The 23,843-nt window shown below is 65.2% G+C and carries 8 protein-coding genes; 2 read left to right on the top strand and 6 right to left on the bottom strand.

Features of this window, described 5'->3' with window-relative positions:
- Positions 1-2: 2 nt before the first annotated feature.
- The 4 genes from ACQR1W_RS16185 to ACQR1W_RS16170 form a co-directional block, all read right to left on the bottom strand.
- The gene (locus ACQR1W_RS16185) at positions 3-1,721 is read right to left on the bottom strand and encodes a GspE/PulE family protein (RefSeq protein ID WP_434851690.1); all 1,719 of its coding nucleotides are present in this window, start codon (positions 1,719-1,721) and stop codon (positions 3-5) included.
- A gap of 88 nt (positions 1,722-1,809) precedes the next feature.
- Positions 1,810-2,448: an RNA polymerase sigma factor gene (locus ACQR1W_RS16180; protein ID WP_434851689.1), complete on the bottom strand. Its 639-nt coding sequence runs from the start codon at positions 2,446-2,448 to the stop codon at positions 1,810-1,812.
- A 263-nt stretch (positions 2,449-2,711) separates the two neighbouring features.
- Positions 2,712-3,992, bottom strand: a complete 1,281-nt coding sequence (locus ACQR1W_RS16175) for a tetratricopeptide repeat protein (RefSeq protein WP_434851858.1) — start codon at positions 3,990-3,992, stop codon at positions 2,712-2,714.
- Positions 3,993-4,234: 242 nt separating this feature from the next.
- Positions 4,235-6,319 carry a tetratricopeptide repeat protein gene (locus ACQR1W_RS16170; protein WP_434851688.1) on the bottom strand — a complete coding sequence of 695 codons (2,085 nt, stop codon included), beginning with the start codon at positions 6,317-6,319 and terminating at the stop codon, positions 4,235-4,237.
- Between the two features lie 477 nt (positions 6,320-6,796).
- Here ACQR1W_RS16170 and ACQR1W_RS16165 point away from each other — a divergent pair, with 477 nt between their 5' ends.
- Positions 6,797-8,641: a substrate-binding domain-containing protein gene (locus tag ACQR1W_RS16165; RefSeq protein ID WP_434851687.1), complete on the top strand. Its 1,845-nt coding sequence runs from the start codon at positions 6,797-6,799 to the stop codon at positions 8,639-8,641.
- A gap of 218 nt (positions 8,642-8,859) precedes the next feature.
- Here the strand turns inward: ACQR1W_RS16165 and ACQR1W_RS16160 are convergent, their stop codons facing one another.
- Positions 8,860-9,054: a hypothetical protein gene (locus ACQR1W_RS16160; RefSeq protein WP_434851686.1), complete on the bottom strand. Its 195-nt coding sequence runs from the start codon at positions 9,052-9,054 to the stop codon at positions 8,860-8,862.
- Between the two features lie 77 nt (positions 9,055-9,131).
- Between ACQR1W_RS16160 and ACQR1W_RS16155 the strand changes: the two genes are divergently transcribed.
- Positions 9,132-11,132: a substrate-binding domain-containing protein gene (locus ACQR1W_RS16155; protein WP_434851685.1), complete on the top strand. Its 2,001-nt coding sequence runs from the start codon at positions 9,132-9,134 to the stop codon at positions 11,130-11,132.
- A gap of 227 nt (positions 11,133-11,359) precedes the next feature.
- Here ACQR1W_RS16155 and ACQR1W_RS16150 read toward each other — a convergent pair whose 3' ends face one another.
- Positions 11,360-23,521, bottom strand: coding sequence for a filamentous haemagglutinin family protein (locus ACQR1W_RS16150; protein WP_434851684.1), 12,162 nt, complete (start codon positions 23,519-23,521; stop codon positions 11,360-11,362).
- Positions 23,522-23,843: the final 322 nt, after the last annotated feature.

Here is a 23,843-nt window from a genome sequence, read left to right as displayed (position 1 = left end):
CGCTACAGGCTCGAGGTGAGGCGGAAGATTTCGTCGAGCGTGGTCTGCCCGGCGCGGAGCTTGACGATGCCGTCCTCGGTCATCGTGCTCATGCCTTCGCGCCGCGCGGCCGCTTCGAGCTCACTGGCATCCGTCTTCGGACCGATTGCCCGGCGCAGCGCGGGGCCGATCTCCATGATCTCGAACACGCCCTTGCGTCCGCGAAAGCCGGTGAAGCCGCACCATTCGCAGCCCTTGGGACGGCAGACGGTCTCACCCGGTGCGATGCCGAGCGCGGCATAGCGCTCGTCCGCGCCGACCTCCGCTTCCGTCAAACGGTGAGGCTCCTTGCAATGGTCGCAGAGGATGCGCACCAGGCGCTGGGCCACGATCACCCGCGCAGAGGACGCCAACAGGAAGCTTTCGATTCCCATGTCGATCATCCGCGTGATCGCGCCGGCCGCGGTGTTGGTGTGCAATGTCGTCAAGACGAGATGCCCGGTCAGCGCCGCATGGACGCCGATATGCGCGGTCTCAGAATCCCGCATTTCGCCGACCATGATGACATCCGGGTCGAGGCGCATGAAGGAGCGCAGCGCCGAGGCGAAGGTCAGCCCGATTGCGGGATGGACCTGGGTCTGGTTGATGCCGGGGATCTGATACTCGACCGGATCCTCGATGGTCAGGATCTTGCGCGTCGGCTCGTTGATCACGGCGAGCGAGGCGGCCAGCGTGGTCGTCTTGCCCGAGCCTGTCGGCCCGGTGACGATGATCATGCCGTAAGGTGCGAGCAGCGCCTTGCGCAGGATGGCCTCGTCGCGCGGGCCGAGCCCGATCTGGTTCAGCGCGACCAGACCGGAACCCTTGCGCAGCAGACGGATCACGGCGCATTCGCCATGCATCGTCGGCATGGTCGCGACGCGCAGATCGATCTCCGAGCCCCCGACGGCGATATGCGCCCGGCCATCCTGGGCAAGACGGCGCTCGATGATGTTGAGCCCCGCCAGGATCTTCAGGCGCGACAGGATGCCCTTGGCCATGCTCATCGGCGGTGCCGGGACGTGCTTCAACATGCCGTCGATGCGCAGCCGCACCTGCAGGCCGTCGCCATTGGGTTCGATGTGCAGATCCGTTGCGCGCTGCTCGACTGCCAGGCGAAGCAGGTCATCCAGCGCGCGCACCACCGGGGCGCCGCGGGCGAGGTCACGAAGGTTGTCGAGGTCGTCCTCGCCTGCGCCGGCGGACGCCTGCGGCAGGGCGTTGGTCTGATCCGCCTCGATCTGCAGCGACAGCGCCGCATCGATATCGTCGGCGGTCGCCGCCGCCAGCGCGATCGGCTTGCGCAATGCAATCTCGATCGACCGCAGCGTCTCGTCGTCGATCGGCGCGGCCACCGCCAGATTGCAGGCGCCGCCCGCGTCCTCATAAGGAAACAGCCGGCCCTCCCTCAGGAAACGCATCGACATATCGCCGCCGGCGAAGCGGCGTTGGGTGAGATCGTCGCGCTTGACGCGGCCGCAGCCGTAGAAGCCTGCCAGTTCGTCGGCAAGGGCCGATGCGGTAAGCTTGGTCAATGCACTCCAATCGACGGGTGCGGACATTGCCTCGCCGTGGCGCGGCGTTCGTGCCACGTCCGCCGCCTGGGCGTCCCGCAACGCGCCGCGCGCAGCGAGATGCGCCATGAAGTCGACGGGCAGAGGCCGTCGCGTCCGCGGTCTGATCTTCTCCTCGACGGAGCTCATGTCGATCCGGTCCTTGCGCTGCGACCGGCCGATTGGCACCCTGCAATCAAGACCGCCGGCCGACGGCTTGGCATCTCTCTGCGCAAGATCACACCGGCTCGTCGGGCGCTGCCATGCGCGGACAATCGTCGGCTGCAAGCGTCTGATTCCAATGCAACGCGCGTCGCGCCTGCGCCTGCTGATAGAGCTGGTTCTGCAACCGCGTCGAACGCGACGCCTGCGTCGTCCGGTCGAGGCGCCTCGCGCAATGGACCAGAGCCTGCTTGAGCTCCACCTGCACCGTTCGCACGCTGACACCGAATCGTTCCGCCGTGTCCCGCAACGGAACTTCGTCGACAAAGGTCGCCATGAAGATCTCGCGTCGACGCGACGGCAGTTCCTGGATCACCTGCTTCAACGCGCCGATCTCCGAGCGCGCCTCGATCACGCGGTCCGGCCCCGGCTTGTCGTCCACCATGTCGAACAGCGCATCGGTTTCCGGTATGGTGCGACGGCGACGTTCCGCAACGCGCCGATTGCTGACGATGCTCAGCGCCACCCTGAACAGATACGCCTTGAGATCGCGCACCGGCCCTATTCCGGTTGCGTTGGAGAGGCGCAGGAATGTGTCCTGGAGCGCTTCGTCCGCCAACTCTGCAGAGCCAGCGCGTCGCGCCAAGCGCGATCTGAGGTCGTCGTAGCTCGCAACCAGAAGGCTGAGCAACGCCGCTCGATTGGTGTCGCTCATAGCAGGGACCCCATCCCCAGCTGCAGCGTTCTGCCCGCTTGATCTCAGCCGCGCTGTTCATAACCAAAGTTGATGACATCGCAATGAACTCATCTGCGAAACCAAAGCTGCACGGCACGCGCAACTAACAACACATGCAACTCGGCGACCAATCCTGCGTTGCCCGGTCAAGACTCAACTTCAACCTAGCAAATACAGACGTCAGCCTGGTCGCCAAGCGGCGTTCGCAAGTCCGCCGTTCCTCGCGCGGAACTGCGCGCACGTCATGGCGCGCCGTCCGCTTCGCATCGGCGCGCATGGGCAGTCCGTTCAACGCCGCGCCTTGCTTGGAGATCGTTTGCGTCAAGAGCAAGCGCCGCGCGAAAGGCAGCTTCCGCGTCGCCATGCCGACCGGCTCCCAAGTAGACTTCACCGAGCGCACAATGGGCACCGACGCACCGCGGATCGAGCGCAAGCGCGTGCTTCAGGCTGATTTCGGCACCTTGCGAATTTCCACGCGCAGCGCAGGTTCGTCCCAGAGCCTCGTAGAACCGTGGCGATTGCTGCTGACTGATCCTGGTCGCTGCAAGAAAATGCACCATTGCATCATCGGGATCACCGATCGCCTGCAATGCCATCGCGTATTGCGCATGGACTGCATCGTCGCCGGGCGCGAGTTCCAGTGCCTTGTGATAGTGTGCCTGTGCCTGCTCGACCTTGCCGCCGGCCATCATCGCATCGGCGAGCGCGACCCGCGCCGGCGCAAGCTCGGGCGCCAAAGTCACGGCCGACTGCGCCAAGATCTGCGCGCGGGCCACGTCTCCGAGCGCGAGCGCGATTGCGCCGAGGTTGCACAGCGTATTGATATGCGCCGGATCGATCTCGAGAACGCGCTCGAAAAAGCGCTTCGACCGCGCGATATTGCCGGCGCGATGATGACGACATCCTTCCATGAAGAGCGCGTCGCAAAGCGTCGCGCTTGCGACCCGCGGCGTCGCCGTCATACGCAAGGCGCTGGCCATCACTGGGTCCGCCGATCCGCCCGGATTGGGCGAAACCTCTCCGGCTCTCGCGCCTGCCCCGACGCCGTCCGCGGCGTCGGTCATTTCGCGTGCGAGCCGCGCCAACGCTTCATGCTCCGGATGACGCGCGCGCATCTGGTCCAGAAGCGCCACAGCCTCCTCGCGCCGACCGTGATCTTTGAGCAGCAGCGCCAGCTCCGCCGCTGCATCGACCTGTTCGGGATCGGCGATGAGCACATCGCGAAAGCCATCAATGGCCAGCTCCGGCAGATCCGAGCCGGCGAGCGCACGCGCAACGCCAAATCGCGCCGCGGCATTGTCCGGCCGCAAGGTCAGCGCTGCGGCGTAGGCGGCCAGCGCCTGCGGATACTGCCCCGACTTCAGCAGCAAGGCGCCGATATTGGCGTGAGCATCAGCATCGGACGGCTCGAGCCTGATCGCTTCTTCCAGGAAATCGAGCGCGTCCTCGTCCTGGCCGCGGCACAGGGCGATCACGCCGCGCAGGTGCACGACCCGCTGCCGCACTGTCGGCTGCTGCTCCATGGTTTCGAGCAGGACATCGGCGCTATCGATCTGTCCGGCACCGAACAGCGCGAAGGCGCGGTCCAAGACCGCTTGCGCAAACTCGGCCTGGCGCTCGGTCGAGACCTGCTTCAACATCGGAGCCGCGCCTTTTTGCGCCTGCGCCTTACTGTTCCCGGCTCGCGCCATCGCCACGTTCCTCCCGTGTTCGGTTCACAGCCACTTCAATCATCGTGCGCCGTCACAAGCCGATGGACGGCGGGTCACACGGCGTTGCGCGTGGCACACCACTCGGTCCAGAGCTGCATCAGCGCACGCGACAGATGATCCGCAAAACGGGGCGCGTCGCAGAGCGGTGACGCTTCCAGCCGTCCGCGCAAGGAGCTCCGGAGCTCGGCGAGCTCGCCGCGCCGGCGCGTCCAGTCGACGGCAAGCGCGATATAGCCGTCGATGCTCGTGGTGCAGAACTGGCCGAGGCCAGCAGCAGTCAGATGCGCGGCAGAGTGGCGACCGGCAAATGTGTCGCCGACCAAGGTCACCGTCGGCACGCCCATCCACATCGCCTCGAGCGTAGTGACGCCGGCCGAATAAGGAAACGGATCGAGTGCGAGATCGACCTGGCCATAGGCTTCCAGCAGCTTGGCCTGCTCGCTCTCGCCGATCAATTCGACGCGCTCGCGCGACAGGCCGCCGCGCTCCAGCACCGCATAGACGGCCTCACGCGTCGAGGTCTCGCCGAGACCGCCATAGACCATCAAGATGCTCGCCTCCGGCACCTCCGCGAGAATGCGGGCCCAGGCCCTGCCGACGTCGGCATTGAGCTTGGCCGGACGGTTGAAGCAGCCGAAGGCGAAGCGGCCGGCAGTCTCGCTCGGCAGCCGCGCCACGTCGGGCGCGCTGGTCGGCGGCTGGTAGCAGACATAGCAATCCGGCAGCCGGATCGGCCGCTCGACATAGCTCGCATCATGCTCCGGCGGAATCTCGACCGGATCGGCAATCAAGCCGTCATAGGTGTCGAGCCCGACCGTGCCGACGTAGCCGGCCCAGCCCAACTGGATCGGCGCAGCACGACCGGCAAACAGCGACAGACGATTGCCGGCGGTGTGGCCTGCAAGATCGAACAGGATGTCGACGCCGTCCTCGGCAATCTGGCGCGCGAGCTCCGCATCGTTGCTGCTCGACACGTCGCGCCAGGCCACCGACACCGCCTTATAACGCTCGCTGAAATCGTCATCCTGCCGCTTGCTATCGGTCTTGTAGCAGACAATCTCGTGGCCGAGCGCTGCGAGCTGCTCGACGGCACGCAAGATCAGGAACGACACGGCGTGCCGATGCAGGTCGGCCGACACCAGGCCGAGCCGCGGCTTGCGGCTCGGATCCGGGGTGTTGGAAAAAGACAGCCGATCGTTCGGCGCGCTGGGACGGTACAGCGCCGCCCATCGCTTGTGCTCGCGCAACAATTCGTCACGGGTCACCCCCGGCTTGTGCTGAAGCGCAAACAGCAGCGTCCCGGCGACCGCGGCATTGGCGGGATCGAGCTCGCCGGCGCGCCGATAGGCTGCGACCGCGTCTTCGACGCGGCCCTGGCCAAGGAAGCCGAAACCACGGGCGACGTGGTGCTCGGCCTGCAGCGGGTCCAGCGCGAGCGCACGGTCGACATAGCTAAGCCCACGTTCGAACTGGCGCTGATTGATCAGGAAATGACCATAGAGATATTGCGGCAAGGCGACGCCCGGCGCGCTCTCGGCGGCGAGCTCGAACAGGCGCGCGGCCTGCTGGTGACGCTCGGCCACGCCGAAATTCATGCCGAGTTCGAGGATCGCCTTGTAGTTCTGACTGTCGATAGTGGAGGCGGCCTGCAGATCCTCGACCGCCTTGTCGAACTGGCCATCCATCACGTAGGCCAGCCCACGCGTTCGATAGGCATCAACGTAGCCGGCATCGAGCGTGATCGCCCTGTCGAGCGCCTCCAGCGCTTCGCTGCGCCGGTTATCGGTGAGCAACGCGAGACCGAGGCTATATTGCGCGAGCGGCATGTTCGGCAGCAGCCGCAGGCCCTCCTGCAGGTAGGGAATGCCCTCGCGTGGACGGCCGGTGCGCGCCAGACAGGTGCCGATCTCGGCCAGCGCCGGCGCGTGCGTCGGCGTCACGCGCAGCTCCGCCATGAATGCATCGCGCGCGTCGTCGAAGCGATCGAACCGGCAGAGCGCCACGCCCTTGCAATAGTTGAAGCTGGGCTGATCCGGCGCGAGCCGCACCGCCTCGTTGAACGCACGCAGCGCCTGACGCCAGCGCTCGGCCCGCGCATGCGCGATGCCCTGCTGATGCAGCTCCTGCGCGCGCTTCACATTGGAAGGTCCCGAATGATGACCGCCATACGACGCGGGACGAGCCAATAACGCATGACCGTCATGCTCCACTCGAATCGCGAGTCGCCCGCTCGAATTGTCTTCCATATGGAAGCCTCGCCCGCCAACTGATCGCGCCAAGGTTGTTCTCCATGGAACAGCATCCACAGATCACCATGATCGCGCCGCGATTCCATAGATCACATCGTCGGGTATTGCCAAGATTTTTTCAACTCAATGCTGGAAATAATCTCTGCGCGAATCTCACGCTCGAGTTGTCTATCAGTCGTGAGCCAATCATCGACGAACGGAGACATTCCTTCGGCGCACGAGATACTTAGGCCTTACTGAAATAGACGAGAAATGGCCCAGAACAAACGGCACATAATACTTCAGGATTCCTGACGTTGACTTGTCCGTCTCGTGACGATGGGATGACGCCGCGCGCCGATGGTTCCAACCCTCAGGATGAGTGAGATGAACATGCAATCGACTACCAAGTATCTGCTCGGCACGTCGTCGGCGCTGGTGCTGTCGGCCGCTGCCCTGCTCTCGGCCGCGCAACCGGCCAACGCGCAAGCGACCAACGGCCTCTACTTCGGCGGCTCCACGCTCGCCTCCGAAGCGTTCCGCCAGATCTTCGACTGCTACACCGGCGCGACCGTCGGCAATGACGGCTTCACCTTCTTGACGACCACGGCGCCCCTGTCGCCCGGCAAGCTGCCCTTCAGCTGCACCGGCATCGATACCACCGTCCAGGGCATGTATGCCGGTGTCGGCTCGGGCAACGGCTTCCGTGGTTATATCAGCAACGATCCGGCGCAGTGGTATGGCGGCACGGTCAACGCTGGCGCGACGATTGCCACGCCGTTCCCGGCTGCTCAGCCGCCTTACGTCGATACGGCCAACTCGGCCAATTTCGGCAGCTATCCGTATCCGCGCGTCGATGTCGGCCTGTCCGACTCGCCGCTGGCGTCGACGCTGGCGTCGCTGACCACCGCGGCATTCAGCTTCACCCCGTCGACCAACTGGGCGAGCGGTGCGACCACGTCGACCACCCAGGTTGCGGTCGGCAGCAGCACTCCGGCGAGCTTCAACGTCACCGCCTGGGGCAACCCGGTCCAGCTGCCGGCCTTCGAGGTTCCGGTCGCCATTCCGGTCAACGTCAGCAACACATCGACCGCCTCGTTCACGATCAACTCGCAGATCCAGTCCGGCGGCACTATCGTGGCCGGCGGCGCGGTCCAGCTCTCGAGCGCGCAGCTCTGCGCGATCTTCTCGGGCCTCGTGACCGACTGGAATAGCACGGCCACGATCCCGACGCTCTCCAGCACCGGCACGGTCGTGAACCAAGCGTTCGACTACACCAACGTCGGCAATGGCGTCGCGACTGCCCAAGCCTACGCCAGCGCCTCGCTGCCGATATCGGTGGCGTTCCGTTCTGACGGCAGCGGCACCAGCTTCATCATCACCAACTACCTGAAGGCCGTCTGCCCCCTGATCGATCCGACCGACACCTTCAAGTACAAGACGATCTTCGGCGCCTCGAACCTGCCGAGCACCAGCTTCTCGAACCTGATCACCAACATCCAGAACGCCCGGGGCAACGGTCCCTGGACGCCCGCGACGACGGTGGCGGGTGCCTGGGTCGGCGCCAGCGGCAGCGGCGGCGTTCAGGCCGCGGTCGGCGTGACCACGGCGCAGGCGGGCCGCATCGGCTATGTCAGCGGCGACTTCGTCAAGCCGTTCGCGATCGCCAGCAACGCGCCCTATGCAGGGTCGGTGCAAAACGAAAACCAGCGCATTGCGGGCGTAACTACTCCGTCCTCGACCGCGACCGCGCTGACCTTCATCCCGCCGACGCCGGCCAATGTGGATAACGCCTGGGCAGACTCCGCGCTGGTCGCTCCCGGCGCCGGCTCGACCTGGGCCAACTGGAACGTCTACGGCATCAACTTCCCGTCGACCGAGCCGGCCCATGGCGGCGTCGCGGTGGCTGGACTTCCGGTCCTGCCGCTCACCAGCAAGGTCAACGCCTATCCGCTCTCGGGCACGACCTTCCTGGCAGCGTACAGCTGCTACGGCAACGATACCAACGGGACGAACCTGCTCAACTTCCTGAACTGGTACTACCAGACCAACGGCACCGATTCGAATGTCGCGGACATTCTGGCGAACAATAGCTTCCACCAGCTGAATTCGGGCTGGCTCTCCGCCGTTCAGAATGTCTACCTGGTTGCGGGGTCGGGCTCTACCATCGCCCTCGCCTCGGGCGGCAGCGTGGACGGCTGCACCGGCGTCACCGGCGGCGCCAATCCGTGATACGTGACGATGCCGCATCGTGCCGCCGCGCCTGATCCGGCATCAACGCTCTGACGACAACGACCGGGCACCTCCCACAAGGCGCCCGGTTTTTTTGCAGCTGAAAAACGCGCATCGCCACGTGAAAACGTCACTGGATCAGCAGTGAGTCGACAGGTTCTATTAGTTAAAGACATGGCGAAAGACATTTGATCCACCGCTGAACAGCAACAAATCCGTCACGTTGGGTGACGGCCGACAAAATCAGCAACAATCGATTCGCGTCGCACCTGCTCACATTGTCTTAAGGATGTGAACCGCTCGCCGGCGTCAATGCCGCTACGACGCGCAAGGCCGCCTGCCTCGCGCGCCGCATAAGCTCGCAATCTTGTTAGTTCTTGCAGGTTGTCTTCATCGCATTTCTTCATCATCACCAACAGGATCCCTGCCGGATCGCGAGATCATCCGAGCGTCGGCGAACGCATCACCATCTCAAACAGGGAGTATCACCATGACGACGAAATCCTTCGCCGCCCGCCTCTTCGGCACGACCTCGCTGGTCGTGCTGTCGGCTGTCGCCACCATCGCGTCTCAGACGCCCGCCGCAGCGCAGAGCACGATCTCGACCGGCCTCTATGGCGGCGGCAGCATGCTGCCCTCGCTCGCGCTGCGGCAGCTGTTCGACTGCTATGCCGGCACCACCGTCGCCAATGACGGCCACAGCTTCTCGCCGAGCTTCACCACCGCGGCGCCATCGCCGGACCTCTTGCCCACCAGCTGCACACTGGTCTCCACCGCGGTCGAGGGCCTGTTCGCCGCCGTCGGCAGCGGCAATGGCCAGCGGGCCTTTATCGCCAACGATCCGCATCAGCTGTTTCGTGGCAATCCGAAATCGGCGCCCACCGTGGTGAAGAGGCCTTCGATCAATCCGCCCTTCGTGGACACCGCGAACTCCAACTTCGCAACCTATCCCTATCCGCGGCTCGATTTCACCACCAGCGATGCGCCTCTCGCCAGCCCCGTCAGCAGCCTGACCACGGTTTCGTTCGGCGACTTCACGCCGTCGACCAACTGGCAGTCGGTGTTCGCGATCCTCGCCCGCACCAGCACGGCCGCAACCTACGATCCGACCACGGTCGGCGCGCCGATCCAGGTGCCGGCGCTGGAAGTGCCGGTCGCCATTGCGGTCAACACCACCAATCCCGTGAACGGCGTGACCTGGACCATCCAGTCGGCGCTCTCGCCCAACACCCAGGCGGGCGGCGCCATCCAGCTCTCGACCGCGCAACTCTGCGCCATCTTCTCGGCCACGGTGACCGACTGGGCTGACAGCACGACGCTGATCCCCTATCTCGACAAGACCGGAACGCAGCAGCTCCAGCACTTCTACGACGACAATACCGACGGCACGGTCACGGCCACCGCTTATGCCAGCGGGCGCCTGCCGATCAAGGTCGTGTTCCGCTCCGATGAATCCGGCACGACCTTCATACTGACCAACTACCTGGCCACGAACTGCCCGCTGCTCGACCCCACCGGCACCTATCAATACAAGCAGATCTTCACTGGCGTCGGCATCACCAACGGCACGACGGTGACCACGACGGCGAACCTGCCGTCGGCCGACTTCTCCAATTTGATCGAGAACATCCGCGCGATCAAAGGCGACACCGATCACGACCATCGCGATTCGCTCGCCGTCGAGGACGACTCGGATCGGCCCGATCCGCACTGGATCAGTGCCGAAGGCAGCAACCACGAGGCTCTGAAGGTCGGCACCGAGGCCTTCCGTGCCGGTCACATCGGCTATCTCAGCGCCGACTTCACGCAGCCTTATGCGACGACGGTCAGCGAAGAGATCCTGGGCCAGACCTACGCGGCGCCGGCGCCGCTCTCGGCCAGCATCCAGAACCTGAACCAGCGCATCATCGGCGTCTATCATCCGGGCCAGGTCGTCAGCGGCCATGCGCAGAACTTCATCCCGCCGACTCCGGCCGGCGCCGAGACCGCGTTCCGCAGCCTCAGCTTCCCCCGACCGCCGGCAACCTATGACGCCTGGAACGTCTACGCCCAGGTGTTCGGCACCAACACTGTCTTCGGTGGCGTGCACTATGATGGCTTGTCCATCCTGGCGACGCCACAGCGCGCAGGGGCCTATCCGATCACGGGCGCGAGCTTCCTCGACGTCTATAGCTGCTATGCGGATGCTTCAGGAACTCGCGTGCCGGCGCTGACGAACTGGCTGGCCTGGCTGTACGGCGGATCGCAGACCGGCCTGCCGGCCTACAACCCGGCGACGTCGAACGCTGTCAATCCGGGTTACGATCCGAACGTGGCGGCGATTGTCCGCAACAACGGTCTTCACGAGTTGGATCCGGCCTGGGCGGCTGCCATTCAGGGCCAATATCTGCTTCCGAGCATCGATGGCGGTCGGCCGACCGCAATCGCGGCCTACAGCGCCTCCGGCAGTCAGGTCGATGGCTGCCAGGGTGTCACCGGCGGCGCGAACTAAGATCTCAACGCCAGCTCGCAACCACCACTAAAGCCGGGCGCCAAAAGGCGCCCGGCTTCGTTATTCAGAAGCGCTCTGTCTGATAGGCGCGATGCGCGTTGCAGTAGCGCATGTCGTGCGCTCGCATCATACTGCGGGGATCGCGATTGCTCGCCCGGCAGCGAAACCGCCCGTCGGGTCGCCAGGTCGGGTCGCCAGCTAGATTGATCGGCCTGTCGAGGCCGAGCCTAAGGCTTCCGGCGGCGGCGCTCCTCCTCATCCTTGGCAGCGCGATTTGTGTCAACGCCATTCGCCGGGGCCACCACGTTCTCGTTGGTGGTACTGCCGCCGCCATAGCCGACCACCTCGACGATGATGATCGACGGCCGGTCGTTGTTCTGCGGCTGCGTGACTGGGGCAGCCTGCTGGGTCGCGGCCGTGGCGTTGGAGGCCGTGGTCAGCGCCGCCGTGTTCGGCGGCGGCGTGAAGGACAGGCCGACCACCGAGCCGGCCAGGACGTTGTAGCCGTTTACCACGGTCAACGCCGCAAAGATTGCGCTGGTGGCACGTACGCCGGCCGAGCCGAGGTCGATGGTGCCGTGCGGCGCCACCAAGGTGACATTGCTCTTGCTCGGATCCTGTCCCGGCACGGTCAGCAGCGCGGCGATGCCGGCGCCGGTGACCAGCCCCTGCGGATTGACGTAGCAATAGCCATCCTGGGTGCAGATCTCGCTGACGGCCGGGCTCGAGGCGTAGGTCTTCGGCCCGGAGCCGGCGCTGATGTCACCATTGGCAACGAACACGCCGATGTCGCCGCCCTGCTGGGTCATGATGCGGCTCTGGTTCACCACCACGGAATCATCCGTGAACATGCGAATGTTTCCGCCGCCGAGCGTCAGGATGCCTTCCTGATTCGGTAGCAGCGTATCAGTGGAGCTATGGCCGACTGTGATGCCGCCGCCGGGGCCAATGATGTTGATGTCACCGCCGAGTTGGGTCTCAAGCAGGGCTGCGGCCAAATTCATCTTGCCGGTCGCGATCTTCGCCGCCGCACCGTTACCGCTCCCCGTGCTGTTGTCGGTGTAGCCGAGGGCGGCCGGGAACAGGGTGGAGATTGCTGCATAGGCGCGAGCATATTTGCCGACGTAAGGGCTTGTCGGATCCTTGGCGTCCTTGCCGACCTGGATCAGCAGATCATTGAGGGCGCGGTCGATCGCAAGCTTCTCGGGCTGGGTCAGCGGCTGCTGCCCCGTCGCGACCTGCGCAAACAGCACACCGGCCGCATTCCTGCTGACGCCCAAGGCCTTCGCGACATCGGACAGAAGATCATAACCGACATCGGCCGCGCCGGGCGCGAGATACTGCGTGATGAAGGCCATGTAGTTGGCCCGCGGGCCGGTACCGAAATAGCTGGTCAAGGCCCGGTCGACCAGGCTTTGCTGTTGCGACGCGGACAACAGCTTGAAGTCGCTCCACACTTTCTGGCGGGCCGTAGTGTCCCACGACTTGGCCGGGTCGACCCCGTCATTGAGCATGCCCGCGATGATCTTCAAGAGGTCGATGCCGCTCGTACCCGAGTTGACCGGATCGACGTAGAGCGCAATCACGGCCGTGTAGTTGCTGATCTGCGGCTTCACGCCGAACAACAAGTCGAGCTCGGCGCCCTGGTGCGGCAGATAGGGTTTGACTGGGAAGATCGCCGTCGGGGATGGGCTGCCGTCGCCGAGGGTGAAGATGCCCGCACTATTTGGCGTGAACGGACCCAGATCATGGCCCGCCTGGAGCAGGAAGGTGCCGGGACCATAGAGCTGATAGATTCCGCCGGTCAGATTATTGCCGGCGACGATGCTGGTCATGTCGCCAAAGTTGTTGTTCTGACCGGTAAAGGTTGTCAGATTGATATTGTTGCCCGCCTCAATCAGCGCCGGCTTGATCACGCCGAGGCTTCCGCTGATATCGCCGCCAGCCGCGATGATCACCGGCTGCGGATCGTTGGCGTGCAGCGCCTGCGTCAGGCTGGGCAGCACCAGCCCGAGCGGGCTGACATAGTTGGTAACGACTGTAACAGTAGGACCAACGCGGTTGGTCGCGCTGGTGTTGAGATCCGGCATGTTGAGCGAAGGCCCAAGGAAAATCGACCGCGCCGCGACGATACTGATCGTACCGGTATCGCTGCCGGTCTGGGTCGGGATCGGGACCAGATTGGCCGCGGTCGCGCCGCTGAGGTCGACATTGCCCTGCAGCGAGACCAGATCGAGCGTCGCCGGAAGCAGCTCCCCGGCCGCGGAGTTGGCGGAGTTGAGTGTGGTACCATGCTGAAACAACGCGGAACTCGTGCTCGCGTTGGACGCGTTGTCGATCGTCAGCGCTGTCACGTCGCCGGCGGTGCTGGTCAGCGCGATGCCGCTGGTGGCGCCGAGAGTTGTGAAAGGTGAGCCCCAACCAGGGGCAAGGGTCAGCGCGATTCCGTTGGGCCAAAGACCGACCTTCATGCGCAATTGGCCGTCCATCGGCAGCGATGCTGGGTCGTAGACCCCACCGAGGGTGACGGATCCCCGCGCGGCGATGGTCACGAAACCGTCCTGTTCCGCAAGCAGCAGCGGTAGCGGGGTTTGCCCGGTTGCGATCGGCTGGTTGGTGATCGGGTCGGTCGAGGTTGACGTCGCGATGGAGGTGTCGGCCTTGACGGTGCCGCCGACCTGGATCAGGCCCGCGCCGCGGCCGACCAGGAAGTCGCTGCTCAGGAGGTCGCGGCCGGCCTTTACCATCAGATTGCCGCCACCGTAATAAGTGGCCGCGGGATTGATCAGATTGCCGCTGGCGTCGCGCGTGCCGGTGCCGCCGCTGACCACCAGGGTTTCCGGCAAGGAGGCACCGACGTCGACGATGTCGGCGCCTGATGTCAGCGAGATGTTGCCGCCGCCCAGCGCGCCGAAGCCCTGGAAGAAGTCGTTGAAATCGATCCAGGCCGAAGTCTGGCAGGCCTTGTTGGATCGGCAGTTGGTAAACGGCGTCGCCGTCCCGTTCGATTGTCCATAGTGAATGTACCAGGAGCTCCAGAACTCGCCGGTCGGTCCGTTCGCAACGCCGTACTGGCTTCCGGTGGAATTATCACTCGGGTTCTCGATGCCGATGATCGAGCCCCCTGCCGTCACCGTCACCGCGCCGCCGCCGCTCGACCAGGCCGGCAGGCCCACCAGCCCCGTCGGGGTGGTGACGTAACTGACGCCGACCGCGGGGACGGTATAGCCGGCCGGCGTCGTCACCTGTGCGCCTGCTGTATAGACGGCGCCCGGCGCCACCTGATCGATGAAGGCGACGTTGTCCGCGGCGGTGATGTCGATCGATCCAGTGCCGGTCCGCACCAGGGTCGGGATATTGATGGTGGCATTTGGGATGCCGCTAACCCCCAACGTACCATTCGCCGGATCCAGGTAGGTCGTATGACCGTTGATCAGCACGCTGCCGGTCGTGTTGCTGGCGGTCGCGGGATCGGAAATCGCCACCACGGCGTTGGGATTGGCCGAAGGCGTGGTCCCGAGCGCCGCGCCGGCGACGAAATCGTAGGAGAACGAGCCGTTGTTGGTCCCCTGGGTGATTGACATCAGGCTCGCCGCCGAGGTGGTGTTGAGATCATTGACCACCGTGCCTGAGACCGAGGCCTGCGCCGGGTTGTTGGCGATCAGGTTGGCAACCAGCCTGTAGCTCGTCGCCGCGGCCTTGCTGAAGCCGTCGAAGGGCTCGTAGAACCCGTCGCTGATGGTGGCATTGATGGCGATGTTGTTGGCAGCGCGCAATGCCAGCATGCCGGCGTCGCCGGCAAAGGCGCTCACCGTGGAGCGATAGGCCGGCGTGTAGCTCGTCAACGGCGCGTTGCGGCTCGAGGTCGGGACGGTCGCCGTGGTAGGCACCATGCCGCCGAGATTCCAGTTGCTGGCGACCGTGATGTTGCCGCCGTTGATGGCGTTCGAGGGATTGACGAGCGCGATCTCGGGCCGCACGTGCAGCGTCTGCGGCGTGCCGGAAGCCTGCGCCACAGCGCTGTTCGTCAGGCTCTGGGCCGTCGCTCCCGGCACGTTGGTCTTGATCGCCGCGCCAGACAGATCATAGCCGGTCAGGCTGGTCTGCTGGACGAACTTGACCAGCGTGTTCTGATAGAAATCCAGATGCGCCAGATAGGCGCCCGCGGCCGCGGTCGCATTGCCCGTCGCAGCATTGTAGTACGACGTCGGATAGATACCCGTGGAGCCAGTCACGGCGGTGGGAGTGACGACCTGCGTGCCCGTCGCATTGAAGAAGCCGGCAGGATCGATGATGCCGTCGAAATGCTGGTCCATCTGCGCTTTTTGCGCCGCGGTCAGCGCGTTGTACTGGGCCACCGTGGTGATGGAGTTGCAGCCGGCGGGAATCAGCGAGCATCCGTCGGTGGTGCTCCACACCGCATAGGCGTCGAGCACCAGCCCGCCGCCGCTCGGCTTGCCGCTGGCGTCCGCGCTGGTGACGATGGTGCCGTGGAATTGCGCATTGAAGCCGCTGCCGGTCAGGATCGGCGCCCGCAGGATCACCTGCCCGCCGGTGTTCGAGATGTTGGCGCCGCCGGGGCCGCCGCTGACGTCGAACGTGGTGTTGGTGGCGACCGAAATCGCGCCCGAGGACGTCACGTTCTCGTAGCCGTAGCCATTTGGAAGCGCCGCGGACGTGCCGGCGGTGGTGAGCGTGCCATCGGGCGTGCCCGAGGTGCCGAGCTTGATGGTGCCGCCGTTCTGCACCAGCAGCGAGCTGCCCTTGGCATAATTCGGGTTGCGCGGATCATCCGCGACCCAGGCCGCGGTCAGCCGTGTGCCGGCCCCGATGCTCACCCCGTTGGTGCCGTAAAGCGAGATCTGGCCGTTGAGGCCGCTGGCATCGAGCACGGTGAGCTGGTTGGCCGGATTGCTCGCGTCGCCGCTGCCATAGATCTGCACGCTGCCATTCTCGGCATCGAGCATGATCTGGCCGGCACTCAGGGCCGACGCCAGCGAGCCGGCGTGTTGCCCAATGACGATATCACCCTGCTGCAAGGTCACCGCGATGCTGCCGGTGAAACTCGTCGGCAGCAGGCTGCCGGGCTCGAGCGTGCCGGCGTTGAGCGTGAAGTTGCCGCCGAGATCCTTGAAGGCGGCGTGTCCGTCCAGCGTGCCCAACAGCCTCGCCTTGCCTTGGACCTGGATGGTCAGAGATCCGGCAAAGCCGATGCCAACGCCCGAGACGTTGACGCTCGCCCCGCCGTCGATCAGCACGTTGCCGGTGTTCGACACCAGCCGGACCTTGCCGCCCGGCGCGTCCTTGACGATGTCGAGCACCGTGACCTCGGAGCCGGAGGCATCGATCACAGCGCCATTGTAGAGCTCGACATCGCCGGAGGTCGCGATCAGACTGACATTGCCCGACAGCGCCTGGATGTTCGCGTAGTCATTGACCGATCCACCGGTGATCGAGAGCGCGCCGCCGATATTGCTGGCGACAGCGTCTGGCGCCGTCCCTGCACCGGTCAGAAGCGTGACGGTGCCCGTGGTGGTGACGGCCTGGGTCGCGCCGCTGTTGACGAGGAGAACCGGGGCCGAGAGCTGCATGCTCGCGGCGCCGGCGTTGAGACTGCCGGTGCCGCTGAAGGCGATCGCCCGGTCGGCATTCAAGAACACCTGGCTGACGCCCCCGATGGTCTTGGCGCCAAGATCCTCGGTGAGAGTATTGGTGGCATGCAGCGTGACCGTGCCGCCGCTGCCGCTGATCGCGGTGCTGGTTGCCGTGACGCCGCGGCTGTTGGCGAGGCGGATGTTGGTCGCATTGACGGTGGTCTGGCCACCATGACTGAACAGGCCGGCGCTGTCGAAGATCAGCGTGTTGATGGGATTTGCCGAATTGGCGCCGATGGCCAGATTGCCGCCGTCGCTGACGGCGTCGTAAAGATTGATGACGGTCGCGCTGCGCAGCCGGACCGAATCCGCCCCATTGAAGTTGGCGAGCGCGGCCGCGTTCAGCGTGATGCCGGAGCTGCCACCGCCGATGTTGATCACCGAACCCGCGATATCGTAGTTCCGCGCGATCAGGGAAGCTGTCGAAGCGAGCGCGCCGCTGCCGCTGGTGTCGAGCGTCAGCGCGTTGCCGCCATTGATCACCGCACCGGCGCCGATCGAGAACGTGCCTTGAGGCGATGTGGCGGTCGGCAGCGGACCCGGGCCGCTATATTGGCCCGGCACATAGTTGCGCGTGACGTTGACGAGCGTGCCGTTGGAGACCCGCAGCATCGCGCCGTCGCCGCTGACGCCAGCGGTATAGGTCACATTGCCGTTAGTGTCGGTCTTCGCCACCGGATTGGCGCCGAACGAGATGTCGCGTTCGGTGCCGCTCGGCACCGCGCCTTTGGCTTGAATCACGCCGCCGGCATCGACGACGAGACCGCTGCCGCCGCCGAGCGACACCAGCAGCAATTCGGGCCCCGTCAGGGCATGCGCAGCGTCGGTCTTGATCTCGAGATTGGTGGCGGTGGCGGTGATGTTCTCGACGCCGCCCACGATCGATGCGGTGCCGCCGATCAGCACCGAGCTGGCGCCGAGATTGCTGATCTGGTCGGCATCAAGCACGAGATAGTTGATGCAGCCGGACGCGCTGCTGACGCGACAATCGCCAGCCGGCAGCGTCTGGTCGCTCGCGAGGACCACGATGTTGCTGCCGCCGATCTGCACCTGCCCGCCGCCGCCGACCAGTCCGGCCGCCAGATCGCTGGTGCCAGGGCCGAACAGGTTGGTCCCCGCGAGGTTGAGGGAATTGACAGCGCCGAGCACCAGCGTGCCGCCGTCGATCGGCAGCGGCGGCGGGGTCTGGCCGGCGGCGATGGCCTGGTTGCGGAAGAACGTGGTGCCGGAGGTGATGTCGATGCGCGAATATTTGGACCACACCGACTTCGACTGCAACTGGAACAGCGCCGATTGCGACGAGCTCGCCCCGGTTAACGCATTGCCGAGCGTGCCGACCACATATTGCGAGCCGTCCAAGCCCGTCGCGCTCCGGGTCGTGCCGGGATTGACGTTGCTCGCCACCTGGACCACGCGGTACGCACCAGGCAAGGTCGCGTACATGCCGGGCAGCAGCACATAGGTGCCGGCGGGAATGCCGTTGCCTCCGGAGATGGTCACGGTCTGGCCGGGAGCGATCGCGTTCGGCCGAACGGCGGAGCTGGCCGAGGTCGACCCTGCCGCCACGGTGACGCCGGAATAATAGGTGGAGGACGCGAAGGCCGGATCGTAGGCCGCAACCGACGCTTCATAGGCCGGGACCAGCGCATACACCTGGCGCCCGTCGGCATAGGTCGACGAATAGGTCGTTACAGTGGCGCCGGGGGACGTCGACTGCTGAGACGATGTCAGCACGTTGCGGGTGCCGCCATTGCCGGCGACGAATTCGGTGGCATAGATGTCGCCGCCGCCGCTGAGATCGAGCACCGCGCCGGATTGCGTGGTCACGTTGTTGCCGTTCAGGCTGATCGACTTGTTCGGTGGCGCCGGCAGCGTGCTCGAACCGAAGCTCCAGGTAGTATCGTCGACCGTGGTACCATAGGGGATATCGAGACCGGCGGCGGACACCGAGGTGAGGCTGCCCTTGCCGAGCGTCACGGTCTGGGTCGTTACGAATTGCGGCGGGGTCAGGCCAAACCCGCTGAACAGGTTTGTAATTGCTGTCGGCATGGTCGTGGGTGTGCCCACCACAATGGTGCCGAGCGGCGCCCACAGCGTGCCCTCCTGATCGATGGTCTGCGCGCTCAGGATGATTTCGCCACCGGCGGACAGCGGCGCCGCAGCCGGGCCGTTCGGCAGGATCGTGAGCATGCTGGCTGAGGCAAGCGTCCCTGTGGAGGCCAACAGGTACTGCGTCCCGGTCACCGGATAGATCTCAGCCGCCCGCAGGGTCAGATTGCCCGGCGCGAGCAGGGCCCCGACGAGGTTCGACGTCGTCGTGCTCCCAACATTGCCATAGTCGGGGGAGAGCAGCCGAATGGCGCTGCGGCTCGCAAACGTTGCGTTTGCGATGTTATCAAGCGTGATTCCGCCTTGGAGATCGATCCATTTCGCCGACACGTTCAAGGTGCCGTCCGCGAGCTTCGGTGCGAGGACTTGTCCGTTCGATCCCGCGAAACGGATATAGCCGGCCTTCAGGTTGACGGTCGTACCGCCGATGCTCGGAATGCAAGTCGCTCCGCAATTGGAGGCGGTGTACTTGCTCGGATCAGTCACCCCGGCCGGCAGCAGGCCGCTGCTCTGCGGCAGCAGAATGATATGACCACCGAGGGTCAGCGCGCCGGGCACCGTCACGTTCACCGAACCGCCGAACGCGACGGTCGGGGAATTGAGCGTGACGGAATCGAAGCCGCCGTTGCTCAGCGTATCGGCGCCGATGAAGCCGCCCGCCGGCGCGCTTGCACCGAGCGCCGGCAGGTTTGCAGCGACGATGCCGGCCCGCTCAATCACGATGGCGGTCGGAGTCGGCGTCGCGACGGTTGGAACAAGAGCGCCGATGGTCAAGCTGCCACCGGTGGCCAGCGGCGCGCCACCGGCCGCATCGACCGTGCTGGCGAAGTAGATATTGTTGCCGTAAAGCTGCAGGCTGCCGCCATTGCTCCAGGCGTCCTGCCCGCCGTCGCGCGGCGAGAAGCGGATCAGTCCGCTCGCGGCCGATACTGCGGCTCCCTGAAGATCGAACTGCGCACCGGGCTGTGCGATAATGGTTCCGAGGGCAGTCAGCGCAATGGTGCCGCCGTCGAGCACGGTCCCGGTCGAATAGGCGACGACCTTGGGGTTCGGCACGAAAGTGCCGCTGACATCGAGCAGCGCCGTGGATTCGATCAGGACATTGCCACCCGACACGTTGATGGTGCCGCCCGGCGCGACGATGCTGCCGCGAATGTCGGCCGTTGCTCCGGCGTTCACCGTGACGGTGGCCTGCGGGTCGGCCTGGATGCTGGCGCCGATATCAAGTAGGACGCCGGCAGTCGCTGAGGCTAGCGTCAGGCCCGCGGGGTGGCGCAGCCCCTCAGGAAGCAGCCCGACCGACGCATAGTCGCGCACCCGCGCCCCCGTCGGCGCAGCGAGCAGGTTGGCGTTCACGATCGCATTCGTCTGGCGCGGCGTCACCTGCGTACCCGACGTCACTGTGGTGCCACCATAAGCACCATTGACGACGATCTGCGAGAAGCCGCTGGTGAAGAACGAGTTCGGCAGCACCAGTTCGCCGGCACGTGTGTCGGAAACCGCGTAGCTGGCTGCCGAGGAGGCGCCGGTCCCCGCCAGCGCGGTCGCAGTCGCGCTGGACACATAGGACGTGACCTGCGCGGCGTTGCCATCTACGGTCACAGTCGGCACCTGAAGGGTCAGCGTTCCGCCGCCGTCGAGCCCGTTGGCGTAAATGTTGCCGCCGAGCACCACGTTTGCGTAGTTTACAGGCTTCAAAGTACCGTCAGCCCCCTGGGGCGGAACGTTAAAGCCGTTGTTGTTCCCTGAATTCGGCAGTGCAATCCCACTAGTGAAACCGCCGCTATAAGTCACGACGGACAGGCTGCCGCCTTTGCCGACTGGAAGCCCGTCGGATGCTGTCTTCAGCTTTCCAGTGGTACCGACATTGCCGCCGCCCGAGACATCGACGATGCTTCCCGGCGCCATCACGATGCTCTGCGTGACGTCGGTGAACACGCCTGGGCCACTGCGCGGCCCATTACTAGCAGCGAGCGTGGAGATACTGATGCTGCCACCATTGGCGAAGCCGGCACCCTGCACCTCGTCACCCGACAGGCCGCTGTCATTGACCCATAGCCCGTGCACGTCGAGCACGGCGTGCGAGCCGATCACCACTGCCGCAACCGGCGGCGCTTGCGGGATATTGGTCGCATAAGTAAAGCCGGTGAGGCTGATGCTGCCGGCAGGTGCCGACAGCGTGCCGTCGATGGTGGTGACGCCGTCGAGCGTGATGCTGCCGCCGGCACGCACGGACAGTGACGCCCCCGTCTGCATGCTCAGCGTGTACGCGCCCTTGATCGAGACCGAGCCGAAGCCGGGACTGGAAAGCGTGTCGGTGAAGATCGGCAGCACGCCGTTCGCCAGCGTCGGCGTCCAGCTCGCAGCATTCGCGAAGGTCAGCCCCGAGAGGCCATAAGGATCTGCACCGGCATTGTCCTGCGACTCCAGCGTCACATTGAGTGTACTGGGGATGCCGGCTCCGCCGTTCAGATTGATGCTCAGCGATGCGCCATTCGGCATTTTGTCGGCAGTGGCGAGATTCGACGATCCTGCCAGGGCACGCTGGCGCGTCCCGGCGATGACGTTGGCCACGATGTCGCCGTCGAGCACGGGCACCTGCGCAGTGACATTGATCGCGCCGCCATTGGCACCCGCGACGTAGCCCTGCTCGTAATGCGCGCCGTTGCCGGCGAGGCCGGCCCAGGTTTCGGTCACGCCCCAACGGGAATGATCGACCGTGAAGCCATTATAGACCGTATATGACAGGCTCGGATCGGCGCTGCCGATATCGTAAATGCGCCCATTCGAGCCGAGCAGCCGCGTGGTGGTGATGACGCCGCCGGTGTACTGCACATAGCCCGCCGAGACGTTGATGCTCGAGCCCGGCATCTGCACGACGTTCTTGGCCGAGGACGTGAAGCTGCCGCCCGCGGTCAGGATCTGGTCGATGCTTTGCGGAATCAGGCCGACAAAGCCGGCGGCGTCAAGCAGCGGCGAGCCGACCCATTGCAGGCCGTCGGCGCGCGTCCCACCGAGGCGCGCATCGATACTGACGGTCTTGCCGATCAGGGCGGCCGCGAGCGGTGAGTCCGCCACCTCGGCCTGGGTCACCAGGATGTCGATCTGGTTCATCGACATCGGCAGGGTCACACCGGCAATCCCGGACAGATCGACGGTGCTGCCGGCTTCGAGCAGAACGCTGCCATTGGCGTTGGCGCTGCTGATGCTCAGCGCCGCACCCGGCGCCTTGATGAAGGCACCGCCAAGACCCGACCCATGGCCCTGGACGTCCACGCTGCCCTGGGCCTGAATGGTGAGCACCGGCTGCAGGACTGTCTGAAAATATTTCGCGTTGTTGGTGCCGTTCGCATTGGTGGGGGACGTGAGGGTCGACGTCGGCAGCGTTCCACTGCTCTCGTCGGGCAGGATCGTCGTCAGGCTGTCCGCACCGAGCACGATATCTCCGCTGCCGGTCGTGGTGCCGCTGGTGCTGAGCACGATCGAGGCGGTGCGCGTAGTACTGGTGGTCGATGCGATCCCGCCGAACTGGCTGATCTGGCTGCCGACCACCGTGACCGCGCCGTCATTGGCGATCAGCAGACCGTTTCCGGCATTGGTGACGGGTGCGGGCGCGCCCTGGACCTGAACCTGCAGCGCGGTGTCGACGCCGACCACATTGGAAGGCGGCGTGACGAGGGTGATTGAGTTTCCTCCGCCATTCACTGCGCCCGCGGCCGCCAGGATGATCTGGCCGTTCTGGGTCGTGATCGTGCCGGCGTTGCTGACACCGCCCGTTCCGAGCAGCGCGACAAAGCCGCCGTCGCCGCTCGTGCTGAGATTGCCCGTGGTATCGATCCGTGCTCCCGGCAGGACGCTGACCGTGGCAGTGGCCGAGCCGCCGGTGCCGATCGCGAAACTCGCAGCGCCGCTGCCGTTGGAGGGCCAGATTTGCGGCCCTATCGATGTCGTCTTGTCGGGCACCGTATCGGAAAACAGCCCGTTCTGAAGATATTGTTGATAGTTGTTATTGCTGAGAGCGGTCGAGAGATCGAGCGTGGATGCCACCAGCGTATGAACGTTGATCTGGCTGGTGCCGGTGAAGATGATGCCGTTCTGATTGATGATGTAGACCGCGCCATCCGCCTTGATCGCGCCCTGGATCTGGCTCGGCGCGATGCCCGGCGCGATCTTGTTCAGCGCCGACCAGTCGGTGTGTCCCTGCTGGTTGAACACGACGGTGGTGTCGCGGGACACGTTGAAGGTCTGCCAGTTCAACAGCGCGTGCGATTGGGTCTGGTCGATGCTGACTGTGGTCTGGCCATTGCCGGTGCTCTGGGTCGGGGTGTTCGCTCCGACCCAGGTGGTGACGGGATTGGCCACGCCCGTTGCGGCGAGGCCGCTGTCCGGGACCAATCCGCCGGCCGCCAGACCGCTTGCGATCGCGCTCTGCCCGGCCGCGGCGGCCGCGCGCGCCGCGTTCTGCGCCGCCTGCATAGCCTGAATGGCGCTCAAGGCCCGTGTCATGGATTGCTGGCTCGATTGCGCCGCCTGCTGGGCCTGCTGCGCGGCTGCTGCGGCGGCCGCGGCTGCGGCAGCGGTCGCTGACGCGGATTGTCCCACGGCGCCCAATGGACGCGCGCTCACCCCCGAACTCGCTGCAATCGCGATAACGATCGTGCTTGCACCCAACAGCAGCAAGGCACGACGTGCAGCGAGGCGAGTACCAAAAAGCGCGGGCATGCAGGGGCCTTTCAAAGCAGACAACGAACCAGACCCACGCAGGCAGCCGCCAGCGCAAGCCATCTATGGCGCTGCCGACAACTCGACACCGCCAGATCAACGGCAACAGGTCAAATGATCGGCCCTCACCTAACCACCGCCCCCCGCCTGCGCCCAAGCGGAAGCGCCCGATGACTCGGGGATACGCCTCTCCTCATCCCTAAGACGGTTTGACGACGGCTAACGC

Origin of the sequence: Bradyrhizobium sp. HKCCYLS1011, assembly GCF_051167795.1 — a bacterium.
In the GTDB taxonomy this organism is placed as follows: Bacteria; Pseudomonadota; Alphaproteobacteria; order Rhizobiales; family Xanthobacteraceae; genus Bradyrhizobium.
Note: the sequence above shows the minus strand (reverse complement) of the source record. Positions and strands in the feature narration are given on the sequence as shown.

What these genes read in the sequence shown, in the direction of transcription:
- ACQR1W_RS16185 (WP_434851690.1), bottom strand. Translation starts at nt 1,721, where the DNA reads ATGAGCTCCGTCGAGGAGAAGATCAGACCGCGGACGCGACGGCCTCTG.
- ACQR1W_RS16180 (WP_434851689.1), bottom strand. Translation starts at nt 2,448, where the DNA reads ATGAGCGACACCAATCGAGCGGCGTTGCTCAGCCTTCTGGTTGCGAGC.
- ACQR1W_RS16175 (WP_434851858.1), bottom strand. Translation starts at nt 3,992, where the DNA reads ATGGAGCAGCAGCCGACAGTGCGGCAGCGGGTCGTGCACCTGCGCGGC.
- ACQR1W_RS16165 (WP_434851687.1), top strand. Translation starts at nt 6,797, where the DNA reads ATGAACATGCAATCGACTACCAAGTATCTGCTCGGCACGTCGTCGGCG.
- ACQR1W_RS16155 (WP_434851685.1), top strand. Translation starts at nt 9,132, where the DNA reads ATGACGACGAAATCCTTCGCCGCCCGCCTCTTCGGCACGACCTCGCTG.